21 protein-coding genes are annotated in these 24,002 nt (G+C 60.6%); 6 read left to right on the top strand and 15 right to left on the bottom strand.

The genetic code is table 11. The features are described from left to right. Positions 1-7: 7 nt before the first annotated feature. The 3 genes from LJX92_RS13170 to LJX92_RS13160 form a co-directional block, all read right to left on the bottom strand. On the bottom strand, positions 8-1,510 hold the full coding sequence (locus LJX92_RS13170) for an ATPase domain-containing protein (RefSeq protein WP_228308367.1): 1,503 nt from the start codon (positions 1,508-1,510) through the stop codon (positions 8-10). Positions 1,511-1,642: 132 nt separating this feature from the next. Beyond that, positions 1,643-2,701 (bottom strand): tetratricopeptide repeat protein, encoded by a 1,059-nt coding sequence (locus tag LJX92_RS13165; protein WP_032875361.1) that lies wholly within the window; start codon positions 2,699-2,701, stop codon positions 1,643-1,645. A 76-nt stretch (positions 2,702-2,777) separates the two neighbouring features. Continuing rightward, positions 2,778-3,671: a bestrophin family protein gene (locus LJX92_RS13160; protein WP_103735159.1), complete on the bottom strand. Its 894-nt coding sequence runs from the start codon at positions 3,669-3,671 to the stop codon at positions 2,778-2,780. 245 nt (positions 3,672-3,916) lie between these two features. On the opposite strand from LJX92_RS13160, the gene LJX92_RS13155 reads away from it, so the two are divergent. Genes LJX92_RS13155 through LJX92_RS13135 form a run of 5 tightly spaced genes read left to right on the top strand, consistent with a single transcriptional unit; the run spans position 3,917 to position 9,473 of the window. After that, on the top strand, positions 3,917-5,566 hold the full coding sequence (locus LJX92_RS13155) for an AMP-binding protein (RefSeq protein ID WP_228309879.1): 1,650 nt from the start codon (positions 3,917-3,919) through the stop codon (positions 5,564-5,566). 21 nt (positions 5,567-5,587) lie between these two features. Then, positions 5,588-6,355 carry an SDR family NAD(P)-dependent oxidoreductase gene (locus LJX92_RS13150; protein ID WP_005788301.1) on the top strand — a complete coding sequence of 256 codons (768 nt, stop codon included), beginning with the start codon at positions 5,588-5,590 and terminating at the stop codon, positions 6,353-6,355. Between the two features lie 11 nt (positions 6,356-6,366). Next, a complete protein-coding gene (locus LJX92_RS13145; RefSeq protein WP_228309878.1) occupies positions 6,367-7,551 on the top strand; it encodes an acetyl-CoA C-acyltransferase in 1,185 nt (394 codons plus the stop codon). A 9-nt stretch (positions 7,552-7,560) separates the two neighbouring features. Further along, positions 7,561-8,688 (top strand): acyl-CoA dehydrogenase, encoded by a 1,128-nt coding sequence (locus LJX92_RS13140; RefSeq protein ID WP_228309877.1) that lies wholly within the window; start codon positions 7,561-7,563, stop codon positions 8,686-8,688. 11 nt (positions 8,689-8,699) lie between these two features. Then, positions 8,700-9,473: an enoyl-CoA hydratase gene (locus tag LJX92_RS13135; protein WP_103735162.1), complete on the top strand. Its 774-nt coding sequence runs from the start codon at positions 8,700-8,702 to the stop codon at positions 9,471-9,473. A gap of 136 nt (positions 9,474-9,609) precedes the next feature. Here LJX92_RS13135 and LJX92_RS13130 read toward each other — a convergent pair whose 3' ends face one another. The 12 genes from LJX92_RS13130 to arnC all read right to left on the bottom strand — a co-directional run bounded on the left by LJX92_RS13130 (position 9,610) and on the right by arnC (position 22,706). After that, entirely contained in the window at positions 9,610-10,761 is a 1,152-nt protein-coding gene (locus LJX92_RS13130) for an acyl-CoA dehydrogenase family protein (RefSeq protein ID WP_148853335.1), read from the bottom strand. A 3-nt stretch (positions 10,762-10,764) separates the two neighbouring features. Then, positions 10,765-11,865: an enoyl-CoA hydratase/isomerase family protein gene (locus LJX92_RS13125; protein ID WP_228309876.1), complete on the bottom strand. Its 1,101-nt coding sequence runs from the start codon at positions 11,863-11,865 to the stop codon at positions 10,765-10,767. Positions 11,866-11,996: 131 nt separating this feature from the next. Next, positions 11,997-12,704 carry an HPP family protein gene (locus tag LJX92_RS13120; RefSeq protein WP_078821363.1) on the bottom strand — a complete coding sequence of 236 codons (708 nt, stop codon included), beginning with the start codon at positions 12,702-12,704 and terminating at the stop codon, positions 11,997-11,999. A 165-nt stretch (positions 12,705-12,869) separates the two neighbouring features. Next, complete coding sequence (locus tag LJX92_RS13115; RefSeq protein WP_078821364.1) at positions 12,870-13,046, bottom strand: hypothetical protein; 177 nt, start codon at positions 13,044-13,046, stop codon at positions 12,870-12,872. 333 nt (positions 13,047-13,379) lie between these two features. After that, positions 13,380-15,002 (bottom strand): ArnT family glycosyltransferase, encoded by a 1,623-nt coding sequence (locus tag LJX92_RS13110; protein WP_223018319.1) that lies wholly within the window; start codon positions 15,000-15,002, stop codon positions 13,380-13,382. Next, positions 15,003-16,385, bottom strand: coding sequence for a UDP-glucose dehydrogenase family protein (locus tag LJX92_RS13105; protein ID WP_032875337.1), 1,383 nt, complete (start codon positions 16,383-16,385; stop codon positions 15,003-15,005). Continuing rightward, positions 16,382-16,795: a 4-amino-4-deoxy-L-arabinose-phosphoundecaprenol flippase subunit ArnF gene (gene arnF, locus LJX92_RS13100; RefSeq protein WP_078821367.1), complete on the bottom strand. Its 414-nt coding sequence runs from the start codon at positions 16,793-16,795 to the stop codon at positions 16,382-16,384. Before arnF ends, LJX92_RS13105 begins: the two co-directional genes overlap by 4 nt. Further along, the gene (gene arnE, locus LJX92_RS13095; protein ID WP_032875331.1) at positions 16,792-17,139 is read right to left on the bottom strand and encodes a 4-amino-4-deoxy-L-arabinose-phosphoundecaprenol flippase subunit ArnE; all 348 of its coding nucleotides are present in this window, start codon (positions 17,137-17,139) and stop codon (positions 16,792-16,794) included. The genes arnF and arnE overlap by 4 nt, the downstream gene beginning before the upstream one ends. Continuing rightward, complete coding sequence (gene arnT / locus LJX92_RS13090; RefSeq protein WP_228309874.1) at positions 17,136-18,791, bottom strand: lipid IV(A) 4-amino-4-deoxy-L-arabinosyltransferase; 1,656 nt, start codon at positions 18,789-18,791, stop codon at positions 17,136-17,138. The genes arnE and arnT overlap by 4 nt, the downstream gene beginning before the upstream one ends. After that, complete coding sequence (gene arnD, locus LJX92_RS13085; protein ID WP_103735168.1) at positions 18,788-19,672, bottom strand: 4-deoxy-4-formamido-L-arabinose-phosphoundecaprenol deformylase; 885 nt, start codon at positions 19,670-19,672, stop codon at positions 18,788-18,790. Before arnD ends, arnT begins: the two co-directional genes overlap by 4 nt. After that, positions 19,672-21,663 carry a bifunctional UDP-4-amino-4-deoxy-L-arabinose formyltransferase/UDP-glucuronic acid oxidase ArnA gene (gene arnA / locus LJX92_RS13080; RefSeq protein ID WP_228309873.1) on the bottom strand — a complete coding sequence of 664 codons (1,992 nt, stop codon included), beginning with the start codon at positions 21,661-21,663 and terminating at the stop codon, positions 19,672-19,674. Before arnA ends, arnD begins: the two co-directional genes overlap by 1 nt. Beyond that, positions 21,660-22,706, bottom strand: coding sequence for an undecaprenyl-phosphate 4-deoxy-4-formamido-L-arabinose transferase (gene arnC / locus LJX92_RS13075; RefSeq protein ID WP_228309872.1), 1,047 nt, complete (start codon positions 22,704-22,706; stop codon positions 21,660-21,662). The genes arnA and arnC overlap by 4 nt, the downstream gene beginning before the upstream one ends. Positions 22,707-23,116: 410 nt before the next feature. Here arnC and LJX92_RS13070 point away from each other — a divergent pair, with 410 nt between their 5' ends. Then, complete coding sequence (locus LJX92_RS13070; protein ID WP_228309871.1) at positions 23,117-23,929, top strand: M949_RS01915 family surface polysaccharide biosynthesis protein; 813 nt, start codon at positions 23,117-23,119, stop codon at positions 23,927-23,929. The last annotated feature ends 73 nt before the right edge of the window (positions 23,930-24,002 follow it).

Here is a 24,002-nt window from a genome sequence, read left to right as displayed (position 1 = left end):
GGCGGGGTCACACGTCCTCTTCCTTGAGCAGGGGTGAACCGGCGCCCATGTAGGTCGGAATGCCGCGCAACACGCCCTGGAAATTATCCAGGGGTTGGCCTACGGTCATGCCGCGACTGCTGATACGGTATTCGCGTATGGTCGATTCGTGGGAACCGGTGCGTTTCTTGATAATGGAAATCGCGCGGCGGACCTTGCCCAGTGCTTCGAAATAACGCAGCAGGATAACGGTGTCGGCCAGGTAGGTGATGTCTACCGGGGTTTGCATATCGCCGACCAGGCCGTGCTGGGCAACGGTCATAAAGGTCGCAGCGCCGCGGCGGTTGAGATAGAGCAGCAGTTCGTGCATATGCAGGATCAGTGCATTTTCTTCCGGCATCGCCGCTTGATAACCATTGATACTGTCAATTACCACCGTCTTGATGCCGCGTTCGTCCACACAACGTCGTACCCGATGGGAAAACTCACCCGGGGACAACTCGGCCGCGTCCACCTGTTCGATCAACAGATTGCCGGTCGCTTGCATAGCCTCCAGGTCAATACCCATGTTCCTCATGCGCTCGAACAGCAGACCCATCTCTTCGTCAAAGATGAACAGTGCCGCCTTTTCTCCGCGCTCTACGGCGGCGGCGGCAAAAATCATCGAGATCAAGGATTTGCCGGTACCGGCCGGACCGAGGATCAGACTGCTGGAGCCGGTCTCAACACCGCCGCCCATCAAGGCATCCAGTTCGGCAATGCCGCTGCTCATGGTTTGCCGTACATAGCCACCACGGTGCTCGGCCGCTACCAGACGCGGGAACACATGTACACCGTCTCCTATGATGGTGAAGTCGTGGAAGCCGCCCCGGTATTTCTGCCCGCGGTACTTCACGATTCGCACACGACGGCGTTCGGCGCCGTAGTCAGGGGTTAACTCTTCCAGGCGGATGACGCCGTGAGCCACGCTGTGCACGGTTTTGTCGAGAGACTCGGTGGTCAGGTCATCGAGCAGCAGTACCGTGGCGTCATAACGCACGAAGTAGTGCTTGATCGCCAGGATTTGCCGGCGATAGCGCAGCGAGCTTTGCGCCAGCAGACGGATCTCCGACAGGCTGTCGACTACCACGCGGGTCGGTTTGACGCGTTCCACCACTTCGAAAATCTGCCGAGTGGCTTCGCCCAGCTCCAGGTCGGAGGAATACAGCAAGCTCTGCTGATGCTCTGCATTGAGCAAGCTTTCGGGCGGGGTCAATTCGAAGATATGGATGTTGTCGTCCAGGTCCCAACCGTGGGACTTGGCACCTTGGCGCAGTTCCCGCTCGGTTTCTGACAAGGTGATATACAGCGATTTTTCACCGTTTTTCGCCCCTGCCTGCAAGAAGTGCAGGGCGACGGTGGTTTTACCGGTGCCCGGCTCACCTTCAAGGAGAAACAAATGGCTACGTGATAGCCCGCCGGAAAGAATGTCATCAAGACCTTCGATGCCGGTGGCCGCCTTTTCACTTAAAAGCGCATTGGATGTAGACAAGAAGTGCCCTCAGGTCACGTACAAGTTGGGTGCACGCCGAAGGGGCGCGCCATATTCACTTGACCGTATCGGCATGTGGCGGTTCAACGTTTCTTAAGAATTGCAGTCGTGTAGGAGCGCGCAAGCTCGTTCCTACAGGCCTTGCTGTAAGGCTGGATCATCCGGGTTCTGCTGCTCCAACTGTGCCAGCAGCACCTGGACGTTCTGCAATTGGCCGCTCTCTTTCCAGTAATTGACCAGCAGTACACGTGCTTTGCGATTGGCCGGGTGGCGCTGAACGATCTCTTCCAACTGGCGCTGGGCCGCCTCCAGTTCATCCTGGTCGTGCAGTGTGGTGGCCAGGTCAAAGCGATAATCCTGGTTGTCCGGCTCAAGCTCCACCGCCTTGGACAGGCCGAGCAAGGCATAGGGGCGCTCGCCGTGGTGCAGCAACCACATGCCCAACGCGTGTTGCAGGTAGGCCGACTCCGGATGCGCCGCCAATTGCTGCGCCAACAGTTGGCGCGACTCCTCGCTCTTGCCTTGCTTGTCCAGCAGTTCGATTTGCGCCACGCCTGCTTGCAGGTTGTCCGGTTCCAGGCGCATTGCCTGTTCCAGAGCGTCTTGCGCCGGTGCCAGCATCGCGCTGTGGATGTACAGGCGCGCCAGTTGGATCCAGCCTTCAGCGGTTTCGGGCTGGGCCTTGAGGGTTTTCACAAACTCGTCGAGTACCTGCTGCAAGGGGCCGAAATACAAGCCCAGGGTGTCCGGCGACAGACCGAGCAGGGCATTGGCCGCAGCAAAGCGCACAGCCTGTTCGGGATCATCCAGTACCGGACCGAGCAACAGGGTGCGCTGGCCGCTAGGTACCAGGCCGACGATGCTGTGGATCGCCGCTTCGCGAACCATTGCAGATTCATCGGCCAGGTCTTTATCCGCCAGCTTCAGCGCTTGGGGGCTGGGGTAATTGGGCAATTGGGCGTGCAGGGCGGCACGGCGCTCAGGCGACAGATCAGGCCGTCCCAACTGTTGGTACAACACGCGCGCAGCGCCCGGCTCACCGTTTTGGGCCTGTTTCAACGCCTTGGAATAACCGTGGGCAATGGCGGGCGCCACGGTGACTTGAGGGGGACGAGAGAAAAACCAAGTGATCGACACGATCAACAACAGGGCGCACAGGCCGATGATGGAGTTACGGCGTGACTTTGACATGCGGGCGTCCGAAAACTGTGGTTGCTAGTGCAAAGCCATCAGCTTCGGTCAGTGCAGGGCCAGTGTCAAACCGGCGTCAGGTCAGCACGTACTCCACCGGTTGCGGCGCAGCAGGCAAGTCGACTTCACCGAGGGCCGCCAGGATCTCGCGCTCCAGGGTTCGCAGGATGGCATCGCACGGCAGGTCGTTTTCGTCAAAGCCAAACGGGTCTTCCAATTCATCGCCGATCGCATCCAGACCAAAGAAGGTGTAGCTGACGATTGCAGTGAACACCGGCGTCAACCAGCCCAGCGGTTCGGCCATGGCGAAGGGTAACAGGATGCAGAACAGGTAAATGGTGCGGTGTAGCAGCAAGGTGTAGGGGAAGGGCAGCGGGGTGGTCTTGATGCGCTCACAGGACGCCTGCACCTGGCTGAGGCCGACTAGCCGAGCTTCCAGCTGGGTGTAGCGCCATTCACTGATCACACCCTGCCGGGCCAGAACGCACAACCGCGCACCGAGCATCTGCAGCACGCTGTCAGGCAAGTTGGGGTGGCTCGCGCGCACGGTAACCCAGGGCTGTATGGCGCGCACCTCATCTTCATGGCGCAAATGCGCGATCAAGCCATGGGCAAAACCGCATAGCTCACGCAACAGCCCGGCCCGCTCGGGGGTATCGCCGAGCACCTGGGTTTCACGAATCAGCGAGCGTACCTCGATGATCATCTGTCCCAGTTGCTTGCGGCCTTCCCACCAGCGGTCGTAGCAGGCGTTGTTGCGAAAACTCATGAAAATCGACAACGACAAGCCCAGCAAGGTAAAGGGCGTAGCGTTGACCTTGGAAAAATAGGCGGGGTGCAGGGTTTCCACCAGCACGATGACTGAAGCCAGCAGCGTGACCAACAGGCTGCGCCAGGCAATGCGCTTGGCAATCGAGCCCTTGAGGGAAAACAGGATGCCCAGCAGGTTGGGCTTGGGGCGAACGATCATGGCAGGCTTCTGTGAGGGTGCAGGCATCAGGGTAGAAGCTGGCTTGCAGAGCGTCCAATCACTTGGATCGACCGTTTGATCGGTGGGACCAATGATCGGCGTAGCCGCCGATAGCAGGATTGGCCAAACCAGTCAGCCAAGTTGAAGGCTTTGACCATTGCCCCTGCAACGCTCTGGAGCGACTATTTCAGCCGATTTATCCAGTTAAAAAGTCCTGAAAATAAAAATACAGAAGGATTGAAACGATGCGTGAGTATTTGGCCGCCACCACCGAGTTTGATTATCAGCGCACTGTCGATGCCGCACTGGCTGGCAACCTGCAGGCGCTCAATGCCTGCGTGGAGTGCTGTGACCGCCACGCGCTGCCAGGGCGCATCGCGTTGTTCTGGGAGGGTCGGGACGGGCGCAGCGCCACGTCGACCTTTACTGAATTGCAGGATCAGGCCGCACGCTTCGCCAATTTCCTCCTGGCCCAGGGCGTCAAGCGCGGCGACAAGGTGGCGGGCCTGCTGCCACGTACGGCCGAGTTGCTGGTGGTGGTGTTCGCAACCTGGCGCATCGGCGCGGTATATCAGCCGCTGTTTACCGCCTTCGGCCCCAAGGCCATTGAACATCGCCTGACCAGCTCCGGCGCGGCGCTGGTGGTCACCGACGCGGTGAACCGCCCCAAGCTGGCCGAAGTCGCCGGCTGCCCGACCATTGTCACGGTCACCGGCGCCAAGGGCGAGGGCATCGTGCGTGGCGACTATAGCTTCTGGGCTGAGCTGCCCAACTACTCCAACGTCTGCGAGCCGGTGTTGCTGGGCGCGGAGGATCCGTTCCTGCTGATGTTCACTTCGGGCACCACCGGTCCCTCCAAAGCACTCTCGGTGCCGCTCAAAGCCATTGTCGCGTTCCAGGGCTATATGCGCGACGCCGTGGACTTGCGCCCTGAAGACGCGTTCTGGAACGTCGCCGACCCCGGTTGGGCCTATGGCATCTATTTCGGTGTGACCGGGCCGTTGTCCATGGGGCATCCGATTACCTTCTACGACGGCCCGTTCACCCTGGAAAGCACCTGCCGGGTCATCAATAAATACGCGATCACCAACCTGACCGGCTCGCCCACGGCGTATCGATTGCTGATTGCCGGCGGCGAGCAGTTCGCCCGTTCAATCAAGGGCAAGCTGCGCATCGTCAGCAGTGCCGGCGAGCCGTTGAACCCGGAGGTGATCCGCTGGTTCGCCGACAACCTGGAGGTGACCATCCACGACCACTACGGCCAGACCGAGCTGGGCATGGTCTTGTGCAATCACCACGGCTTGACGCATCCGGTGCATGTGGGCTCGGCGGGGTTCGCTTCGCCCGGGCACCGCATCGTGGTGCTGGATGACAACCACCAGGAACTGCCAGCCGGGCAGCCCGGCATTCTGGCCATCGACCGCGAGCAATCGCCGATGTGCTGGTTTGCCGGCTACGACGGTGTGAAGACCAAAGCCTTCGTCGGCAAGTACTACCTCAGTGGCGATACGGTGGAATTGAACCCCGACGGCAGTATCAGTTTTGTCGGGCGCAGCGATGACGTGATTACCACTTCCGGCTACCGCGTGGGGCCATTCGATGTCGAAAGCGCCCTGGTCGAACACCCGGCGGTGGTCGAGGCCGCCGTGGTCGGCAAACCATGCCCTGAGCGTACTGAACTGGTGAAAGCCTTCGTGGTGATCAGCGAGCAATACCGCGCCACCCCGGAACTGGCCGAAGAGCTGCGCCTGCATGTACGCCAGCGCCTGGCCGCCCATGCTTACCCACGGGAAATCGAATTTGTCAGCGACTTGCCCAAAACCCCGAGCGGCAAGCTGCAACGCTTCATTTTGCGCAATCAGGAAATAGCCAAGGCCCAGGCGGCCTTGGCTTGATCCCTTTCAAAGGAAACAACGATGCAGATTGAAAACAAGGTATTTCTGGTCAGCGGCGGTGCTTCTGGCCTCGGCGCGGCCACGGCTGACATGCTCATCGCGGCCGGCGCCAAAGTCATGCTGGTGGACTTGAACGCCGACGCCGTTGCCGCCAAGGCCACGCAACTGGGCGACAACGCTCGTAGCACCGTGGCAGATATCTGCCAGGAAGCCGCTGCCGAAACTGCCGTGAAGGCAGCGGTGGAGGCGTTTGGTGGTTTGCATGGCCTGATCAACTGCGCCGGTGTCGTGCGCGGCGAGAAAATCCTTGGCAAGAACGGCCCGCATGGGCTGGCCAGCTTTGCCCAGGTGATCAACGTCAATCTGATCGGCAGCTTCAACCTCTTGCGCCTGGCCGCTGCGGCGATCGCAGAAACCGAAGCGAATGCTGACGGCGAGCGCGGTGTGATCATCAATACCGCCTCGGTGGCGGCATTCGATGGGCAGATCGGCCAGGCCGCGTATGCCGCGTCCAAAGGTGCGATTGCCAGTTTGACCTTGCCCGCCGCTCGGGAACTGGCGCGTTTCGGCATCCGCGTGATGACCATCGCCCCGGGCATTTTCGAAACCCCGATGATGGCCGGCATGACTCCGGAAGTTCGCGACTCCCTGGCCGCTGGCGTGCCGTTTCCACCGCGCCTGGGCAAACCCGCCGAATATGCCGCGCTGGTGCGACATATCCTTGAAAACAGCATGCTCAATGGTGAGGTGATCCGTCTCGACGGTGCCTTGCGTATGGCCGCCAAGTAAGGAGTGCCTGTATGAACGACCCTATTGTGATTGTCAGCGCCGTGCGCACGCCCATGGGCGGGTTCCAGGGCGACCTCAAAAGCCTGACCGCACCGCAGCTGGGCGCCGCAGCGATTCGTGCCGCCGTTGAACGCGCCGGTATCGCCACCGATGCGGTGGACGAGGTGTTGTTTGGCTGCGTACTGCCGGCCGGGCTCGGGCAGGCACCTGCACGCCAGGCGGCCCTGGGCGCCGGCCTGGACAAGTCCACCCGCTGCACCACCCTGAACAAGATGTGCGGCTCGGGCATGGAGGCGACGATTCTCGCCCACGACTCATTGCGCGCCGGCAGCGTCGATGTGGTGATCGCCGGCGGCATGGAAAGCATGTCTAACGCACCGTACCTGCTGGATCGTGCGCGCAGCGGCTACCGCATGGGGCACGGCAAGGTGCTTGACCATATGTTTCTCGATGGCCTGGAGGATGCCTACGACAAGGGCCGCCTGATGGGCACCTTTGCCGAAGACTGCGCCGAGCACAACGGCTTTACCCGGGAAGCTCAGGATGCCTTCGCCATCGCGTCCCTGACGCGCGCGCAGGAGGCCATCACCCATGGCAGCTTCGCCAGCGAGATCGTCCCGGTGCAGGTCACCGTGGGTAAGGAACAAAAAACCATCCTGCACGATGAACAGCCGCCTAAAGCCAAGCTGGACAAGATCGCCAGCCTGAAGCCGGCGTTCCGTGAAGGCGGCACCGTCACCGCGGCCAATTCCAGCTCGATCTCCGACGGCGCCGCGGCATTGCTGCTGATGCGCGAGTCGGACGCCCATAAACGTGGCCTCAAGCCGTTGGCGTTGATCCACGGGCACGCCGCGTTTGCCGATGAGCCGGGGCTGTTTCCGGTGGCGCCGGTGGGGGCGATACGCGCGTTGATGAGCAAGACTGGCTGGCGCCTGGAAGACGTCGACCTGTTCGAAATCAACGAAGCCTTTGCCGTGGTCAGCCTGGTGACCATGAGCAAGCTTGCGATCCCTCACGACAAGGTCAACGTGCATGGTGGTGCCTGCGCCCTAGGCCATCCTATTGGTGCTTCGGGTGCGCGGATCCTGGTGACACTGCTGTCGGCCCTGCGCCAGAAGGGCCTCAAGCGTGGCGTCGCGGCCATTTGTATCGGCGGCGGTGAAGCCACGGCCATGGCCGTTGAATGCCTCTACTAAGGATGACTTATGCTGCCCAATGACGAACAACTGCAAATCAGCGACGCCGCCCGGCAATTTGCCCAGGAACGCTTGAAGCCGTTCGCCGCCGAATGGGATCGCGAGCATCGCTTTCCCAAGGAAGCCATCGCTGAAATGGCCGAACTGGGCTTTTTCGGCATGTTGGTGCCGGAACAGTGGGGCGGTTGCGACACCGGCTACCTGGCCTACGCCATGGCCCTGGAAGAAATCGCCGCAGGTGACGGCGCGTGCTCGACCATCATGAGTGTGCACAACTCGGTGGGCTGCGTGCCGATCCTCAAATTCGGCAATGACCAGCAAAAGGCCCAATTCCTCACGCCCCTGGCCAGTGGCACCATGCTCGGTGCCTTCGCATTGACCGAACCCCAGGCCGGTTCCGATGCCAGCAGCTTGAAGACCCGTGCACGCCTTGAAGGCGATCACTATGTGCTCAATGGCTGCAAACAGTTCATCACCTCCGGGCAAAACGCCGGGATCGTGATTGTGTTTGCCGTCACCGAACCGGCAGCGGGCAAGCGCGGGATCAGTGCCTTCATCGTACCCACTGACTCTGCGGGCTACACCGTGGCGCGAGTCGAAGACAAGCTCGGGCAACATGCTTCCGACACGTGCCAGATCCTGTTTGAAGACGTGAAGGTGCCCGTGGCCAATCGCCTGGGCGAGGAGGGCGAGGGTTACAAGATCGCCCTGGCCAACCTTGAGGGTGGCCGTGTCGGCATCGCTTCCCAGTCGGTGGGCATGGCCCGCGCCGCCTTCGAAGCAGCCCGCGACTATGCCCGTGAGCGGGAAAGCTTCGGCAAACCGTTGATCGAGCACCAGGCCGTCGCCTTTCGCCTGGCGGACATGGCCACGCAAATTGCCGTGGCCCGGCAGATGGTGCATTACGCCGCGGCCCTGCGTGACAGCGGCAAGCCGGCGTTGGTGGAGGCATCCATGGCCAAGCTGTTTGCTTCGGAAATGGCCGAGAAAGTCTGTTCGGCCGCCTTGCAAACCCTGGGCGGTTACGGTTACCTGAGCGACTTCCCCTTGGAGCGGATCTACCGCGATGTGCGGGTCTGCCAGATTTACGAAGGCACCAGCGATATTCAACGCATGGTCATCTCACGCAATCTATAAGGAGCCGATACATGAGTTATGAAACCATCCTGCTTGACGTCCAGGGCCGCGTCGGGCTGATTACCCTCAACCGCCCGCAGGCGTTGAACGCCTTGAACGCGCAACTGGTCAGCGAACTGAACCAGGCGCTGGATAACCTGGAGGCCAACCCAGAGGTCGGCTGCATCGTGCTCACCGGCTCGAAAAAAGCCTTTGCGGCCGGCGCCGACATCAAGGAAATGGCCGAGCTGACTTACCCGCAGATCTACATGGACGACCTGTTCAGCGACAGTGACCGTGTGGCCAACCGCCGCAAGCCGATCATTGCGGCGGTGAATGGCTTTGCCCTCGGTGGCGGCTGTGAACTGGCGTTGATGTGCGACTTTATCCTGGCCGGTGACAGTGCCAGGTTCGGCCAGCCGGAAATCAACCTCGGCGTGCTGCCGGGCATGGGCGGCACCCAGCGCCTGACCCGCGCCGTGGGCAAGGCCAAGGCCATGGAAATGTGCCTGACCGGGCGCTTTATCGACGCCGTCGAAGCCGAGCGTTGCGGGATCGTGGCGCGTATCGTGCCGGCCGATGAGTTGCTGGAAGAAGCGCTGAAAGTCGCTGCCCTGATCGCCAGTAAGTCAGTGCCGATCAGCATGATGGTCAAGGAGAGCGTGAACCGCGCCTTTGAAGTCAGCCTGTCCGAAGGCGTGCGCTTTGAGCGCCGGGTGTTCCACGCGGCGTTTGCGACCCAGGATCAGAAGGAAGGCATGGCCGCATTCGTGGCCAAGCGGGCGCCGGAGTTCAAGGATAAGTAAAACGCTGTGGGAGGGGGCTTGCTCCCGATGGCGGTGGATCAGTCAGCACATCAGCTACTGAACCACGGCCATCGGGAGCAAACCCCCTCCCACATTTGAACTGCAGCGTTTGACACAGTTTTTTGCAGTGTGTCAGTCAGAGCTGGTAGTGCTTGAGTTCCCTGGCAATCACCATCCGCTGAATCTCGCTGGTGCCTTCGTAAATCTGCGTGATCCGCGCATCCCGGTAGTAACGCTCCACCGGATAGTCTTCCAGATACCCATACCCCCCATGAATCTGCATCGCCTTGGAGCAGACCCGCTCGGCCATTTCCGAGGCAAACAGCTTGGCCTGGGAAGCTTCGGACAAGCATGGTTTGCCGGCACTGCGCAGGCGCGCAGCGTGGAGGATCAGCAAGCGTGCTGCATTCAGCTGCGTTTGCATGTCAGCCAACAGGTTGGCCACGCTCTGATGTTCGATGATCGCCTTGTCGAACTGCACGCGATCCCGGGCATAAGCCAGCGCTGCTTCAAAGGCGGCGCGGGCGATGCCCAAGGCCTGGGCGGCAATACCGATGCGCCCACCTTCCAGGTTGGACAGGGCGATTGCCAGGCCCTTGCCGCGCTCACCCAGCAGGTTAGCTTGCGGCACGCTGCATTGGTTGAGCGTAACGGCACAGGTGTCCGACGCACGGATGCCCATCTTGTGTTCGGTGCGGTCGACCACAAAACCCGGGGTGTCGGTAGGCACCAGAAACGCTGAAATACCCTTCTTGCCCAGTTCCGGATCGGTCACCGCAAACACGATGGCCAACCTGGCGCGCTTGCCGTTGCTGACAAATTGCTTGGCGCCGTTGATCACCCACTGGCCGTCTTTCAATTCGGCACGGGTGCGCAGGTTGTGGGCTTCGGAGCCGGCCTGAGGTTCGGTCAGGCAGAAGCAGCCGATGGCCTGGCCGCTGGCGAGTTCGGCCAGCCATATGTGTTTTTGCTCAGCTGTGCCGTAGTTGAGGATAGGCCCGCAACCCACTGAATTATGGATACTCATCAAGGCGCCCGTGGCGCCGTCACCCGCGGAAATTTCCTCCACGGCCAGCGCGTAGGCCACGTAGTCCACATAGGTGCCGCCCCATTCTTCCGGGACCACCATGCCGAGCAGGCCCAGTTCGCCCATCTTTGCCACCAGCGCGTCGTCGATCCACCCGGCTTTCTCCCAGGCTTGGGCATGGGGAGCAATTTCGCCACGGGCGAAGTCCCGCGCCATGTCGCGGATCATGATTTGTTCTTCTGTGTATTCAAGATCTTGCATGGCTTATTTCTCAATCTGCGCGAAGCTGTGGAAGAAGCTCTCGACGTGGCTGGCATCCAGCGCATTGAGCGTGGGCGGGTTCCAGCGCGGGGCTTTATCCTTGTCGATGATCAGGGCGCGAACGCCTTCAATCAGGTCGCCACGTTCGAACCATTGACGGTCCAGGTGCAGCTCCAGAGCAAAGCACTGTTCCAGCGGGAGGTGCCGACCACGACGCAGCATTTGCAAGGTCACGGCCATGGCCAGGGGCGAGCGGGTCTGCATCAGATGGGCGGTAGTCAACGCCCATTCGTGGGTGTCGGCGACCGTAACCGCCTGCAATTGCTCGACGATGCTCGGTACATCCGGCAGGGCGAAGAAGTGATCAATGACCGGGCGCAGGGCCGCCAGCGGCGCATCGGGCAATTGCTGCACCGCCAGTTTGGTGAGCACACCTTGCAAATCCTTGAGGGGGGAATCGCTCCATTGCAACTGGTCGAGCTTGTTGTCCAGGGCGGGGAGTCTGGCGCTGTCGATAGACCAGTCGGCCAGCCCGCAATACAGCGCATCGGCGGCACGTATCTGCACCCCGGTCACGCCAAGGTAAGTCCCCAGCTCACCGGGAATACGCGACAGGAAATAGCTGCCGCCTACATCAGGGAAGTAGCCGATAGCCACTTCCGGCATCGCCAGGCGACTGCGTTCAGTGACGACCCGCAGATCCGCGCCTTGTACCAGGCCCATGCCGCCGCCGAGGACGAAGCCGTCCATCAGTGCCACGACCGGTTTACGGTAATGGTGGATGGCCAGGTCAAGGGCATATTCCTCCACGAAGAAATCCTGGTGCAGGGTGTCGCCGTTCTTGAAACTATCGTACAGCGAGCGGATGTCGCCGCCAGCGCAGAAGGCTTTTTCGCCGGCGCCACGCAGCACCACGGCATAAACCTGCGGGTCATCCGCCCACGCCTGCAACTGCGCCGTCAACTGGCGGACCATGTCGAGGGTGATGGCATTCAAGCCGGCGGGGCGATTGAGGGTGAGGTGGCCGATATGGTTACGCACTTCACTCAGTACTTCCTGCTGAATATCGGCGTGGCTTGCTTCGGATGAAACCTGAGCAGTCATCACTAACTCCCTGCTTTTATTGTTCTTTATCAAGATGTTCGCGGGCGAACCTTCTCGCGATCCTACCAGTGCAAATTTGCCCAGTACAACCGGTAATCATGCAGGTCGTTTTTGCATTTATGCCGTAGGGATCAAGCCGCGCGGTTGGCCAGGACCTCACCGATACTGCGACGTCGTGCATGGCCTTCTGCTGCGTGGATCAGTTGTTCCAGCTCAGTGGGCTCGACATCGTAAAATTGCTCCATTTCGGCCAGCGCCAGCTTGAGGTCGGCCGCTGTAATCGATGGATCGCTCACGGGCTGAATGCCGAGGACGACAGGAGCAGGCTCGGCTGGCCCCTTGGGGTAACGTGTGCGCGTGGCATTGTTATAGAGCAGTGCGCATCCCAGCAGAGCGCCGGCACCCAGCATGACCGGCGCCAGTTCATACCAGCCCAGGGCGATGGACGCAGGGTCGGCCAGTACCAGGGTCATGGCCAGGCCACCGGCCGGTGGGTGCAGGCAACGCAGCCAACAAATCAGGATTACCGTCATGCCCGCCGCCAGGCACGCGCTACCCAGGGTTCGCCCCAGTACCCGTGCCACCAGCAATGCAACGATGCCGGCACACAGGTAACTGCCCATGATCGACCATGGCTGGGCCAGCGCTCCCGATGACACCGCAAACAGCAACACGGCCGAAGCGCCAAGGGGGCCGAGCAAATGCAGGGCGACCTCCATGCCGAATACCTGGGCGCAAGCCCAGACACTGAACATTGTGCCCAAAGCCATGCCGATGCCGGCACGACTCCATTCAGCGGGGCGGGTGTTGATTGCAGCGGGTAACCAGCGAGCGAGCATTTAAAGACGATCCATAAACGGCGGGCGAAAAAAAAGGCCTGCCTGGTTTCCCGGTGCAGCCCTTTGAACGTTCCAACATTTGGGGGAGGAACCCGTGCAGTGTGCCGAGGTTGGTCTGATCGCACCACTGCATATTAATGAAGGTTAAACGCAAATATTATGCAGTTAAAGGGTGTCTCCGAAGGTAATGGGGCCTGCCACAGTGGGCGCTGGTGTGCAGAGTTTGCCCAGCACCCGGTTATTGGCCTCTTCATTGAACAAGCGCTCATGCAGGTTTTCGCGCAATTTGGCGTCGTCGGCCAGTGGCCCCTTCAACGCCACCAGCGCGTCGCGCAATGCCATCAAACGATCCAGTCTTGGTAAAGGTACATTCAACAGTTCCTCTCGCACGGCATTGTCCTCTCAATGAAGTAAGCCATCGCGCTTGGGCAGCCTACAGCGTCCTTGTAGTTATGGCGTGCCTTGACCCAAGCGCTTTCGGGACAGCCCTGACGATCGGGTGGTAGATACTTAACGCACGTGGCAGCGAGTCTACCGTCGGGTTCCATGCACAGGAAGGGAAAGTGCACCAGCTATTACGCAAAGGAATGTAGGTGTTTTCTTGGTGCTTGTGATGAAAGACGCCTACTGGTTAAAGAGTCGGCGTTCTTTCTTACAATGCCCCTGGAAAAGTGCTCATGGCACCGTGGTTTTTACCAGATGCAACAATACGTAGGGGTTCTTGTCGAACTCGCCGGTCAGCGTGGGCGTGATCGAACGCAAGCGTGGATCGTCCAGCCCTTCGAAGTCGGCCTGGCTCATGACCAACCATGCCGGGGCCTGGATCGGCTTCAATTCAATGGGCAATTGGGTAAACAGCGGGACCTTGTCACAATCGAAGTTGACCATGAACTTGATGGCTTTCGCGTCTTTACCCAGCGCGTGCAGCACCACGGGCGCCGGTTGCTGCAGGACTTGAGCCTTGACGGCGAGGCTGAACGTGCGGGTGTCGTATAACCGACGCTCCAGGGGTTCGACCACGAGGATGTAGGTTGTCCAAAGGGCCAGCACTGCAGCCAGGGCCGGGCCATACGTACGCAGTCGGGACTTGAGCAGTGTCAGCAGCGCCAGGATCTGAAGCAGCCCAAGCACGGCGAAGATCACTTCGAGGTGGGCCAGCGGCTCCGGATAACGCCGCCGCGCCACTAGCAGGCCAATCACCAACAGCGTCGGCAATAGCGTCCAGACGCCCAGCATCAGGCCGCGCAGCCAGGCAAACAGTCGCCCCTGTGTCGCCTGGAACGGATACGCGGCAATGATCGCTGCCATCGGCAACATCGGCAGGATATAGCGCGCTTTTTTCGCCTGGGGCACCGACAGGCCCACCATCACCAGCACACCCGCGGCTGCGCAATACAACACCAGCTTCAATGCCGGATCCGGTGTGCGCCGCCCGCCGATCATGACCGCCACCAGTACCAATATTGCCAGCGGATAAGCCAGCGCGTAGTTACCCATGGAGCTGGTGAAGTAATACAGCACACCGCCGGAGCCTTCGCTGCCATCCATGCGCCCCAGGAACTGCATACGAATCACGTCATGCATGAAGTCTTCGCCGCCGCTGAGCTTGGCCAGCAGCAGCAACAGACCGACGCACGCCGCCAGCAGCGCCAACGCCAGCAGGCCGAAGCTGAACAGGCTGCGCCATTGGCGGTTGATCAGGTAATAGCTGCACAAAACGCCTGTGGGGATCACCAGGCCAATCGGCCCACGCAGTGCAAACCCGAGCAGCAGCAACACAAACACCCAATGCAAGCGCTTGGCAGCAGCGAAGTGATCATGGGCATAGCCCAGATAGAACACCGCCAGGGTCACGGCGGCGAGCATCTGGTCCAAGGAGACCGCGCGGGTTTCGCTGACAAAGGTGCTGCTGAGCAGCAACATTGCCAGGCTCAACAGCCCCCAGCGCGGGGAGTAGGGCGCAGTCAGGCGGTAGACCAGCATTACGATCACTGCTGACGCGACCGCGGTGGGCAGCCATGCCGTCAGGCTGGTGACCTGGCCCAATGGCAACGACAGCAGCCAGGTCAGCAGCGTTGAAGTCGCCAGGTAGTCGGCATACGGTTGGCCGTAGGTCGTGGGGAAGAAACCAGGCCCGTGGCGCAGCATTTCCTGGGCAAACACCACGAAGCGTGAATCAAAGCCAATAATTGCCTGGTGCCAGTTGCCGGCGATAAACAGCACCAGCGCCAAGAGCCCAAGCCCCAGTGAATGGCGGCGGATTGTGCTGCTCTGCATGGATGGGAAAGCCTTGTTCACCTAGCCGACATCCCTGACCTGTTCCACCCAGTTTTGCTGGGGAATCGGCAACTCGCAGGAATCGCCACGGCCAATGGGGAAATACTTGAAGCCTTTGCGTGTCAGGCGTTCGCCGTCATACAGGTTGCGGCCATCGAAGATCACCGGGGTTTTCAAGCGCTGGTGAATCAGGTCGAAGTCCGGCGCCTTGAATTGTTGCCATTCGGTGCACACGATCAGCGCATCGGCGCCGCCCAGGGTGGACTCCGGGGTGCCCATCAGCATCAGGCGCGGGTCGTCGCCATAGATCCGCTGGGTTTCCTGCATGGCTTCCGGGTCGAAGGCGCGCACATTGGCACCGGCGGCCCACAAGGCTTCCATCAGCACGCGGCTGGGAGCGTCGCGCATGTCATCGGTGTTGGGCTTGAAGGCCAGGCCCCACAGGGCGAAGGTCTTGCCCTTCAGATTGCCTTTGAAGAACGCATTGATGCGCTCGAACAGCTTGCTCTTCTGGCGCTGGTTGATGGCTTCCACTGCTTCGAGCAGGTCGCTGGAGCAGTTGGCTTGCTTGGCGCTATGGATCAAGGCACGCATGTCTTTGGGGAAGCACGAGCCGCCGTAGCCACAGCCTGGGTAGATGAAGTGGTAGCCGATTCGCGAGTCGGCACCAATGCCCAGGCGCACCGATTCAATATCGGCGCCCAGGTGCTCGGCCAGTTCGGCAATCTGGTTGATGAAGCTGATCTTGGTGGCCAACATGCAGTTGGCGGCGTACTTGGTCAGTTCGGCGCTGCGCAGGTCCATAAAAATGATGCGGTCGTGGTTGCGATTGAACGGCGCGTACAGGTCGCGCATGACCTCACGTACTTCCTCGCGCTCGCAGCCAATGATGATGCGGTCCGGGCGGCGGCAGTCGGCAACGGCCGAGCCTTCCTTGAGGAATTCCGGGTTGGAGACAATATCGAACTCCAACTGACGGCCAGCGGCATTCAGGTTCTTTTCGATATGAGCGCGCAGGGTGTCACCGGTGCCGACCGGCACGGTGGATTTCTCCACCAGGATTACCGGCTGCACGCGGTGGCGGGACACGGCGTCACCCACCGACAGCACGTATTTCAGGTCGGCAGAGCCGTCTTCATCCGACGGCGTACCCACGGCGATGAACAACACTTCACCGTGCTCGACAGCGAGTTTTTCGTCGTAGGTAAAATGCAGGCGTCCGCTTTCCAGGTTGTCCTTGACCATCGCGGCCAGGCCCGGCTCGAAGATGGTCACGTGACCTTTCTGGAGCGACTCGACCTTGCTCTTGTCAACGTCCATGCAAATGACATCGTGACCGACTTCGGCTAATACAGTGGCCTGTACCAGACCAACGTAACCACTACCAAATACGCTGATTTTCATGGGGTATTCCTGGGACTTGAGGTGCATGCACGACGAGAGTTGATAACCAGTACGCCGAGGATGACCAAGGCCACCCCCAGGGTTTTTGAAAGCGAGAAAGCTTCGTTGAACACCGGCAGGCTGGCGGCCAGCAGATAGACCAACGCGTAGCTGATGCTGAGCAGCGAGTAGGCACGGCCCAGAGGCAAATGCTTGAGTGCGCCAAGCCAGCAGAGCATCGACAGCGCGTAGGCGATGATCGCCAGGATCACCACGCCCAGGGCGCTCAGGTCGATGCTGTTGTGGGCGAAGGCGGCCAGCCACTCGGTGGGCAAGGGCAGGCGCGTCATGCTCCAGCGCATGCCCAGTTGGGCGCCACTCACCAGGCCGACACTGCCCAGGGCCAGGGCGAAACCCTTTATGCGGCTCATACCTGGCGCCCCAGCAGCACGACGCCGGCAATCACCAGCCCCACACCCAGCCAGTGGCGGCCATCAATGGGTTCGTGAAATACAAAGCGCGCCATCAGCGTGACCAGCACAAAATTCAGGCTGAGCATGGGGTAGGCAATCCCCACTTCCAGGCGTTGCAATACCAGCAGCCACACCACCAGGCCCAGGCCCAGGCACACCAACGCTGACCATAACCACGGCGAGCGCACCTTCAATGCCCAGCCTTGAGGCAGGTTCCGCCAGCTTTCCACGGCAAACTTTTGCGATACCTGGCCCATGCAGGTGAGCAAGCAGGCTGTGAGCAGCAGCAGCAGGGTGGTCATGGCGCGACCTGCGGGAAAATCAGGATCACGATCTTGCCTTGGGCATAACGCTTGCCATCGGTGGGCAGCAGCGCGAGCTCGTCCTTTTCACCTTGGCTGTTGACGCGCATCACCACACCCACGGCACCGGTGCGGCGGGTTTGCGCCATCCATGCCTGGATCGCGTTACGGTCGACCAGCCGATGGGCCGTGTCGGCGTAAGCCAGCCCGTACTTGACCTCGCCCGAGGTGTTGTAGAGCGTGATATCCGGTCGTTTGAGACGCCAGGACAGTGCAGAAGCAGCGCCCAGATCGTTGCTCAACAGGGCGACAGTGGGCTGTAATTCCTCGATGTGATCGATGATGAACTGGTCCGGGGTCTTGTTATAAACCACCGAATGGGGCAATGCCGCAGGCACCAAAACCACTAGTAGCCCACTGCCAATCAGAGGCGCGGCCCACAACGTCAAGGGCCGTGCCGCTTGCAGCAGGTTGACCACGATCCAACCGAACAGGAAGATGAACACCAGCACCAGGCTGAAGGTTTCCTCACCCGGCTCGTACACCGGTTTTTTCAACTGGAACCAGCTGAGGGCCAGCAATACCAGCACACCGATCGCCAGGTTCAGCCAGCCATTGATGCGCAGGACGCGACCGTGGCCTTGCTTGAGCTTGTCGCTCAAGGTCGAGCCCATCAGCAACGCCAGGGGCAGCATGCAAGGCATGATGTAGGAGGGCAACTTGCCCTTGGCCAGGCTGAAAAACGCCAGCGGCATCAACAGCCATAGCAGCAGGAATGCGGTTTTCGGCGCGCGCTTTTGCAGCCATGCCTGCTTGAGCGTGGACGGCAACAGGGCTACCCACGGTAGCGCGAACGCTACCAGCAGCGGCAGGTAATACCAGAACGGCTCAGCGTGCTGGGCATCTTCCCCGGCAAAGCGCTGGATGTGCTCGTGCCAGAAAAAGAAATGCCAGTAGTCCGGTTCTTGCAGGTGCACAGCCAATGCCCACGGCACGCTGACAGCAATTGCAACCACCACGGCCACGCCGCCAAACGTGCACAACTCACCCAGGCGTTTTTGCCAGAGGGCGTAGGGCAGGGCGATCAATACCGGTAGCAACCAGGCCAGGAAGCCCTTGGTCATGAAGCCCATGCCGCACGCGAAACCCAACAGCGCCCATGACCACAGTCGGCCGCGCCGCGTGCTGCTGTCAAAGCAGAACCACAACGCCACGCCGGTCAGGTTGACCCAGAAGGTGAACTGCGGGTCCAGGTTGGAATAACCACCGAGGGCCGCCACGCTGACGAAGCTCATGTACAGCAGGGTGCTGACCAGGCTTTTGTGCGGGTCGCTCCATAACCGGCGGGATACCAGGTAAACCAGCACAATGCTCAAGGCGCTGCTCAAGGCCGAGGCAAACCGCACGCCGAACAGGTTCTGCCCGAAAATCGCCTGGCCCAGCGCAATCATCCAGTAGCCCGCGGCGGGTTTTTCGAAGTAACGAATGCCCATGAAGTGCGGTGAGGACCATTTGCCGGTCAGCAGCATTTCCTGGCTGATCTGCGCATAGCGGGTTTCATCGGGAATCCACAGGCCATGGGTGGCCAGCGGCAGCAGGTAAAACGCGGCAAACGCCAGCAGGAGCAGGGGCAAGGCCCAGCGACGAATCATGCCTGCTGTACTCCCAGCCAACCCTCGCGGCCGCTCAATGCGCCGCGCACCAGTTTTTGTTGGGGCAGGGTGGTTACATCTGCGGGCAGAAGATCACCCAAGGGTTTGAAATCAATGCCGCGCTGCCCTGCCTGGGCGAGCAACTGACGAAAATCATTGGCCATCAGAATCCCTTCAACTTCTGCGTGGATTGTGTAGACGTTCAGCTTCGCTGCGCTGAACCGGTCCAGGATGAAGCGGTTGAAATCATTGGCAGCCACCACCGGCCCGACGACTTCGTCGAAGGTCGGCAGGTCCACCGGAATTTGTGGGGTGCCCGCGCTGCCATCGGCCAGTGTCGGTCGAAACAGGCTGGTGCCCCGGCAATCACTGTTGTAGCGAAAATTGAAGCCTTGCTTGGCTTGCACCACACGTTCGTCGGCGCGCCACCCGGCGGCGGCTGAACAGTCCACGCGCTCGCCTAGAATGTCGCTCAAAGTCTGCACACCACGCCGAATCTGCTCGACCAGCTGTGCCTCGCTCCAACGCCCGGTATTGGCCTGCCAGCCATGGTGATCCCAGGCGTGCAGGCCGACTTCATGCCCGGCGGCCTTGGCCTGGCGCATCAGATGCCCCAGGTCGCGGCCGATTGGCTTGCCTGGCCAGGCGGTGCCGGCCAGCAAGATGTCCCAGCCATACAGGCCGACGGCGTTGGAACGCAGCATCTTCCACAAAAACTGTGGCCGAATCAGGCGCCACAGATGTCGGCCCATGTTGTCCGGGCCGACACTGAAGAAGAACGTCGCCTTTACCCCGGCTTCATCCAGGGATTCGAGCAGCCGCGGCACACCTTCACGGGTGCCACGGTAGGTATCGACGTCGATGCGAAGACCTGCCTGCATTACTTTTTATCCGCAATTTCAAGCATGGCTTCACGCAGGAAGAAATCGAGCGTGTTGCCGATGGTTTCGCTCATCTGCACGCTCGGCTCCCAGTTCAGCAGGCGCTTGGCGTTCTCGATGCTCGGCTTGCGGTGCGCCACGTCCTGGTAGCCCGTGCCATAGAACGCCTTGCTTTCGACGTCGCGGAAACCGGCGAACGGTGGGAAGTTGTGGCGCAGTGGGTGAGCCTCGAACTGACGCAGCAGCTCTTCGCCCAACTGGCGGATGCTCGCTTCGTTTTCCGGGTTGCCGATGTTGATGATCTGGCTGTCGCACACGCCATTGTCGTTATCAATGATGCGCGCCAGCGCTTCGATACCGTCGGCAATGTCGGTGAAGCAACGCTTCTGCTCACCACCGTCGAACAGACGGATCGGCGTACCTTCCACCAGGTTCAGGATCAATTGGGTAATGGCGCGGGAGCTGCCGATACGCGCAGAGTCAAGGCGGTCCAGACGCGGGCCCATCCAGTTGAACGGACGGAACAGGGTGAACTTCAGGCCCTTGTCGCCGTAGGCCCAGATCACGCGGTCCAGCAGCTGCTTGGACACCGAGTAGATCCAGCGCTGCTTGTTGACCGGGCCGACCACCAGGTTGGAGGTGTCTTCATCGAAATACTGGTCCTGGCACATGCCATAGACTTCGGAGGTCGAGGGGAAGATCACGCGCTTGTTGTACTTGACGCAGTAGCGCACCAGCTTGAGGTTTTCTTCGAAGTCCAGTTCGAACACACGCAGTGGGTTACGGGTGTATTCGATTGGCGTGGCGATGGCAACCAATGGCAGGACCACGTCGCATTTCTTGATGTGGTATTCGATCCACTCGGTGTGGATGCTGATATCGCCTTCCACATAATGGAAATTAGGGTGGCTGCGCAGACGCTCGATGGCGTCGGAGCCGATGTCCAGGCCATAGACTTCGTAACGGTCGTCACGCAGCAGGCGCTCGGACAGGTGGTTACCGATAAAGCCGTTTACGCCCAGGATCAACACGCGGGTACGACGTGGCTTGCGGCCAGACTCGGCGCCACGCAGTACGGAGCCATCCACCAGGCCCAGTTCATCGGCCAGGGCCGGGCCGGCCAGGTACAGGCCGTTTTCGTTACGCTGGCCAAACTTGATGACCAAGGAGTCTTCACCGCAGGCAATACGCAGCGGGTTGACGCTGATCACACGGCCTGGCGCCAAACCGTCGTTGCCCTTGACCACGTCGGCTTGCCATACGATCAGCTTGTGCTCGCCCACTGCGCAGAAGGCGCCCGGGTACGGCTGCGTCACCGCGCGCACCAGGTTGAACAGTTGTTCGGCAGGCTTTTTCCAGTCCAGCTTGCCATCGGCGGCAGTGCGGCGGCCAAAATAGGTGGCTTGGTTTTCGTCCTGGGCGGTTTCGGTCAGCTTGCCCATGGCCAATTGTGGCAGCGCGTCGCGCAGCAAGGCTGTGGCCGCATCACGCAATTTGGCGTGCAGGCTCAGGCCGGTGTCGGTGCGGTCGATGCTGACTTTCTGCTGGGCGAGGATGGCGCCGGCATCGGCACGCTTGACCATGCGGTGCAGGGTGACGCCGGTTTCGGTTTCGCCGTTGACCAACACCCAGTTGGCCGGGGCGCGGCCACGGTATTTAGGTAGCAACGAACCGTGCAGGTTGAACGCGCCCTTGCGGGCGGTGGCCAGCAACGGTTCGCTCAGCAGGTTGCGGTAGTAGAAGGAGAAGATGTACTCCGGGTTCAACTTGGCGATGCGCTCGACCCACAGCGGGTGGTTGGCGTCTTCCGGGGCGTGCACCGGGATGCCATGGCGTGCGCAGAGCTGGGCGACGGAGCCGTAGAAATTGTTTTCCTTGGGGTCATCGGCATGGGTGAACACGGCAGCAATGTCGTAACCCGCACCGAGCAGGGCTTCAATGCCTGCACAGCCGATATCGTGGTAAGCGAAGACAACAGCTTTTGAACTCATGACTGAACCTGATCCGAAGGAGAAGTAGAAGTAGAAGTAGAAGTATGGGAAGACACCAGGCCGTCAACGACGACGACTGGAGTCGGTGCTGCCGGCTGGTTGCGCAGCACTTTTTCAATAAAGAAGCGCGGGCGGGCGCGTACATCGCTGTACATGCGGCCCAGGTATTCGCCCAGCAGGCCCATGCCGATGAACTGGCCACCGGTAAACACGAACAGCACCGCAAACAGCACGAACAGACCATCACCCGCCCAATCGGCGCCGAAGGCCAGGCGCATGACGATCAGCGCAAAGGCGAACAGCACGCCCAACGCCGCGAGGCTGAAACCGACGATGGACAGCAGGCGCAATGGTGTGGTGGTCATGCAGGTCAGCAGGTCGAACATCAAGCTGATCAGGCGCATGGCGCTGTATTTGGACTCGCCGTGCTCACGCTCGGCGTGGTGCACGAGGATTTCCGTGGTATGGCGGGCAAAGCCGTTGGCCAGGATCGGGATGAAGGTGCTGCGTTCACGGCAGGCGAGCATGGCGTCGACGATGGTGCGGCGGTAGGCACGCAACATGCAGCCGTAGTCGGTCATGGCCACGCCGGTAGAGCGCTGCACGGCCAGGTTGATCAAGCGCGACGGCCAGCGACGGAACGCTGAGTCCTGGCGGTTGTTACGCACCGTGGCGACCACGTCGTAGCCCAGGGCAGCTTGCTCCACCAGGCGCGGGATCTCTTCCGGCGGGTTCTGCAAGTCGGCGTCGAGGGTGATTACGACTTCGCCACGGCACTGTTCGAAGCCGGCCATGATCGCGGCGTGCTGGCCGTAGTTGCGGTTGAGGATCACCGCTACAACATGGCTGCCTTCTTCAGCGGCGGCGTCTTCGAGCAGTTGGGCCGAATTGTCGCGGCTACCGTCATCCACCAGGATGATTTCGTATTCGTAGGCCAGCTGCTTGCAGGCTGCTGTAGTACGACGCAGCAGCTCCGGCAGGCTCTCTTGTTCGTTGTAGACCGGGATAACGATCGACACGCAGTGAATAGGGTAGGGTTTCAAAGTTTCATGACCTCGGCTGGAGCAACTTGACGCGTGAAAACAGCAGCAATCATCGGGCAGAACTACAGCCCGCAGATGACAACGCGGCGCTAAAGATAAAGCGTAATCAACAGGTTAGTCGATAAACCACGGAATGCCCTGAAGTACTGCTTACAAGGTTAAGCGCAAATGTGTGCAACGAATATGAAAGGCGGATGAAAAACTCGTTTATTTGACAGGTAGACAGCTAGGGTTCAGCTAAGTAATCAAGGCGTTACATGTGCAGGCCGGATGGTCAGATCGGAACGCTGTGCCGGGCGTTTGGTTCAATCCGGGCGCTCCCGCTCGGCCAATGCCGGTGATTGAACAATCTTCTCTGCATTGGCGCTCAAGTGCCGGTAAAGTAAGCCATCTCTTGCCAGGGTACTCGGATGAATAGCGTGCAGCTTTTGCGCGGCCAGTTGCGGCCTGCGTTGATGGGATTATTGATGACGATGGCCTGTTTCACCAGCGTACGCGCCGATGAAGGGATCGCACTGACCAGCATCGAACAGGTGCCGGAAGGTGTGGAAGTGCCCGGCAAGCAAGTCGCTGCTTATACCTGGGATGACCTTCAGGGCAAGAACCTGCTGGTACTCGCCGAGCAGGTCAGCGAGCGGGAGGATGATGGCACCCAGTCGGCGTTTGTCTACGCAGCGCAGTACCTGCTCACGGGCGATCGCCCCAAGCGGGTCTGGATGCTGCACGACGACGTGCAACACTGCGAGTTCGACGCCAGCCTGCGCTTTGATCAGGCGGCCACCAAAGTCACCGACCTGCTGCGCGACGGCAATACCCAGGTCACGGTCGGTTATTCGCGCACCTGTACCAGTGATGTGAGCCCCAATGAGTTCAAGCTGATCATGCGGGTCGGCAAGTCCGGCAAGTATCGCCTGCGCGGCCTCGATCGCGTCGGCGCCAGTTGGTGGGACGAAGATGCCGGTGCCCTGCGCGGCATGCCCTTGCCCACTGACTGCAGCGTCGAGGCCCAACAGAAGTTGGTCAGCCAGTACAAGGAGCAGGGCACCGAACTGCCACTGCCAGGCTGCTATGGCGACGAGAAGGACTTTGCCAAGGCCCCGGCTGGCTACCTGACGTTTATGCGTGGGCATTGGTTTGCGCTGATGCAGCGACAGGACGCTGACTGGAGCCAGTCCCTGGCGCAACCGCAGGAACCGGCAGAGGAAGTCGAATTGGCGCCGTGATTTTGTGCCAGGGCCGCGCCTGGGTTAGACTCAGTCTTCGCCAACCCACTAAATACATCGATTAATCAACGAG

This window comes from Pseudomonas sp. HN8-3 (assembly GCF_020790195.1).
GTDB lineage: Bacteria > Pseudomonadota > Gammaproteobacteria > Pseudomonadales > Pseudomonadaceae > Aquipseudomonas > Aquipseudomonas synxantha_A.
This window is presented reverse-complemented; position numbering and strand designations above follow the sequence as displayed.

Excerpts from the sequence above, each read along its gene's own strand:
- LJX92_RS13120 (WP_078821363.1), bottom strand. The coding sequence starts at position 12,704 with ATGCTCGCTCGCTGGTTACCCGCTGCAATCAACACCCGCCCCGCTGAA.
- LJX92_RS13165 (WP_032875361.1), bottom strand. The coding sequence starts at position 2,701 with ATGTCAAAGTCACGCCGTAACTCCATCATCGGCCTGTGCGCCCTGTTG.
- LJX92_RS13105 (WP_032875337.1), bottom strand. The coding sequence starts at position 16,385 with ATGAAAATCAGCGTATTTGGTAGTGGTTACGTTGGTCTGGTACAGGCC.
- arnE (WP_032875331.1), bottom strand. The coding sequence starts at position 17,139 with ATGACCACCCTGCTGCTGCTGCTCACAGCCTGCTTGCTCACCTGCATG.
- LJX92_RS13145 (WP_228309878.1), top strand. The coding sequence starts at position 6,367 with ATGAACGACCCTATTGTGATTGTCAGCGCCGTGCGCACGCCCATGGGC.
- LJX92_RS13135 (WP_103735162.1), top strand. The coding sequence starts at position 8,700 with ATGAGTTATGAAACCATCCTGCTTGACGTCCAGGGCCGCGTCGGGCTG.
- LJX92_RS13140 (WP_228309877.1), top strand. The coding sequence starts at position 7,561 with ATGCTGCCCAATGACGAACAACTGCAAATCAGCGACGCCGCCCGGCAA.
- LJX92_RS13160 (WP_103735159.1), bottom strand. The coding sequence starts at position 3,671 with ATGATCGTTCGCCCCAAGCCCAACCTGCTGGGCATCCTGTTTTCCCTC.
- LJX92_RS13070 (WP_228309871.1), top strand. The coding sequence starts at position 23,117 with ATGAATAGCGTGCAGCTTTTGCGCGGCCAGTTGCGGCCTGCGTTGATG.
- LJX92_RS13155 (WP_228309879.1), top strand. The coding sequence starts at position 3,917 with ATGCGTGAGTATTTGGCCGCCACCACCGAGTTTGATTATCAGCGCACT.
- arnT (WP_228309874.1), bottom strand. The coding sequence starts at position 18,791 with ATGATTCGTCGCTGGGCCTTGCCCCTGCTCCTGCTGGCGTTTGCCGCG.
- arnA (WP_228309873.1), bottom strand. The coding sequence starts at position 21,663 with ATGAGTTCAAAAGCTGTTGTCTTCGCTTACCACGATATCGGCTGTGCA.
- LJX92_RS13115 (WP_078821364.1), bottom strand. The coding sequence starts at position 13,046 with ATGGCATTGCGCGACGCGCTGGTGGCGTTGAAGGGGCCACTGGCCGAC.
- arnF (WP_078821367.1), bottom strand. The coding sequence starts at position 16,795 with ATGAGCCGCATAAAGGGTTTCGCCCTGGCCCTGGGCAGTGTCGGCCTG.
- arnD (WP_103735168.1), bottom strand. The coding sequence starts at position 19,672 with ATGCAGGCAGGTCTTCGCATCGACGTCGATACCTACCGTGGCACCCGT.
- LJX92_RS13130 (WP_148853335.1), bottom strand. The coding sequence starts at position 10,761 with ATGCAAGATCTTGAATACACAGAAGAACAAATCATGATCCGCGACATG.
- LJX92_RS13150 (WP_005788301.1), top strand. The coding sequence starts at position 5,588 with ATGCAGATTGAAAACAAGGTATTTCTGGTCAGCGGCGGTGCTTCTGGC.
- LJX92_RS13125 (WP_228309876.1), bottom strand. The coding sequence starts at position 11,865 with ATGACTGCTCAGGTTTCATCCGAAGCAAGCCACGCCGATATTCAGCAG.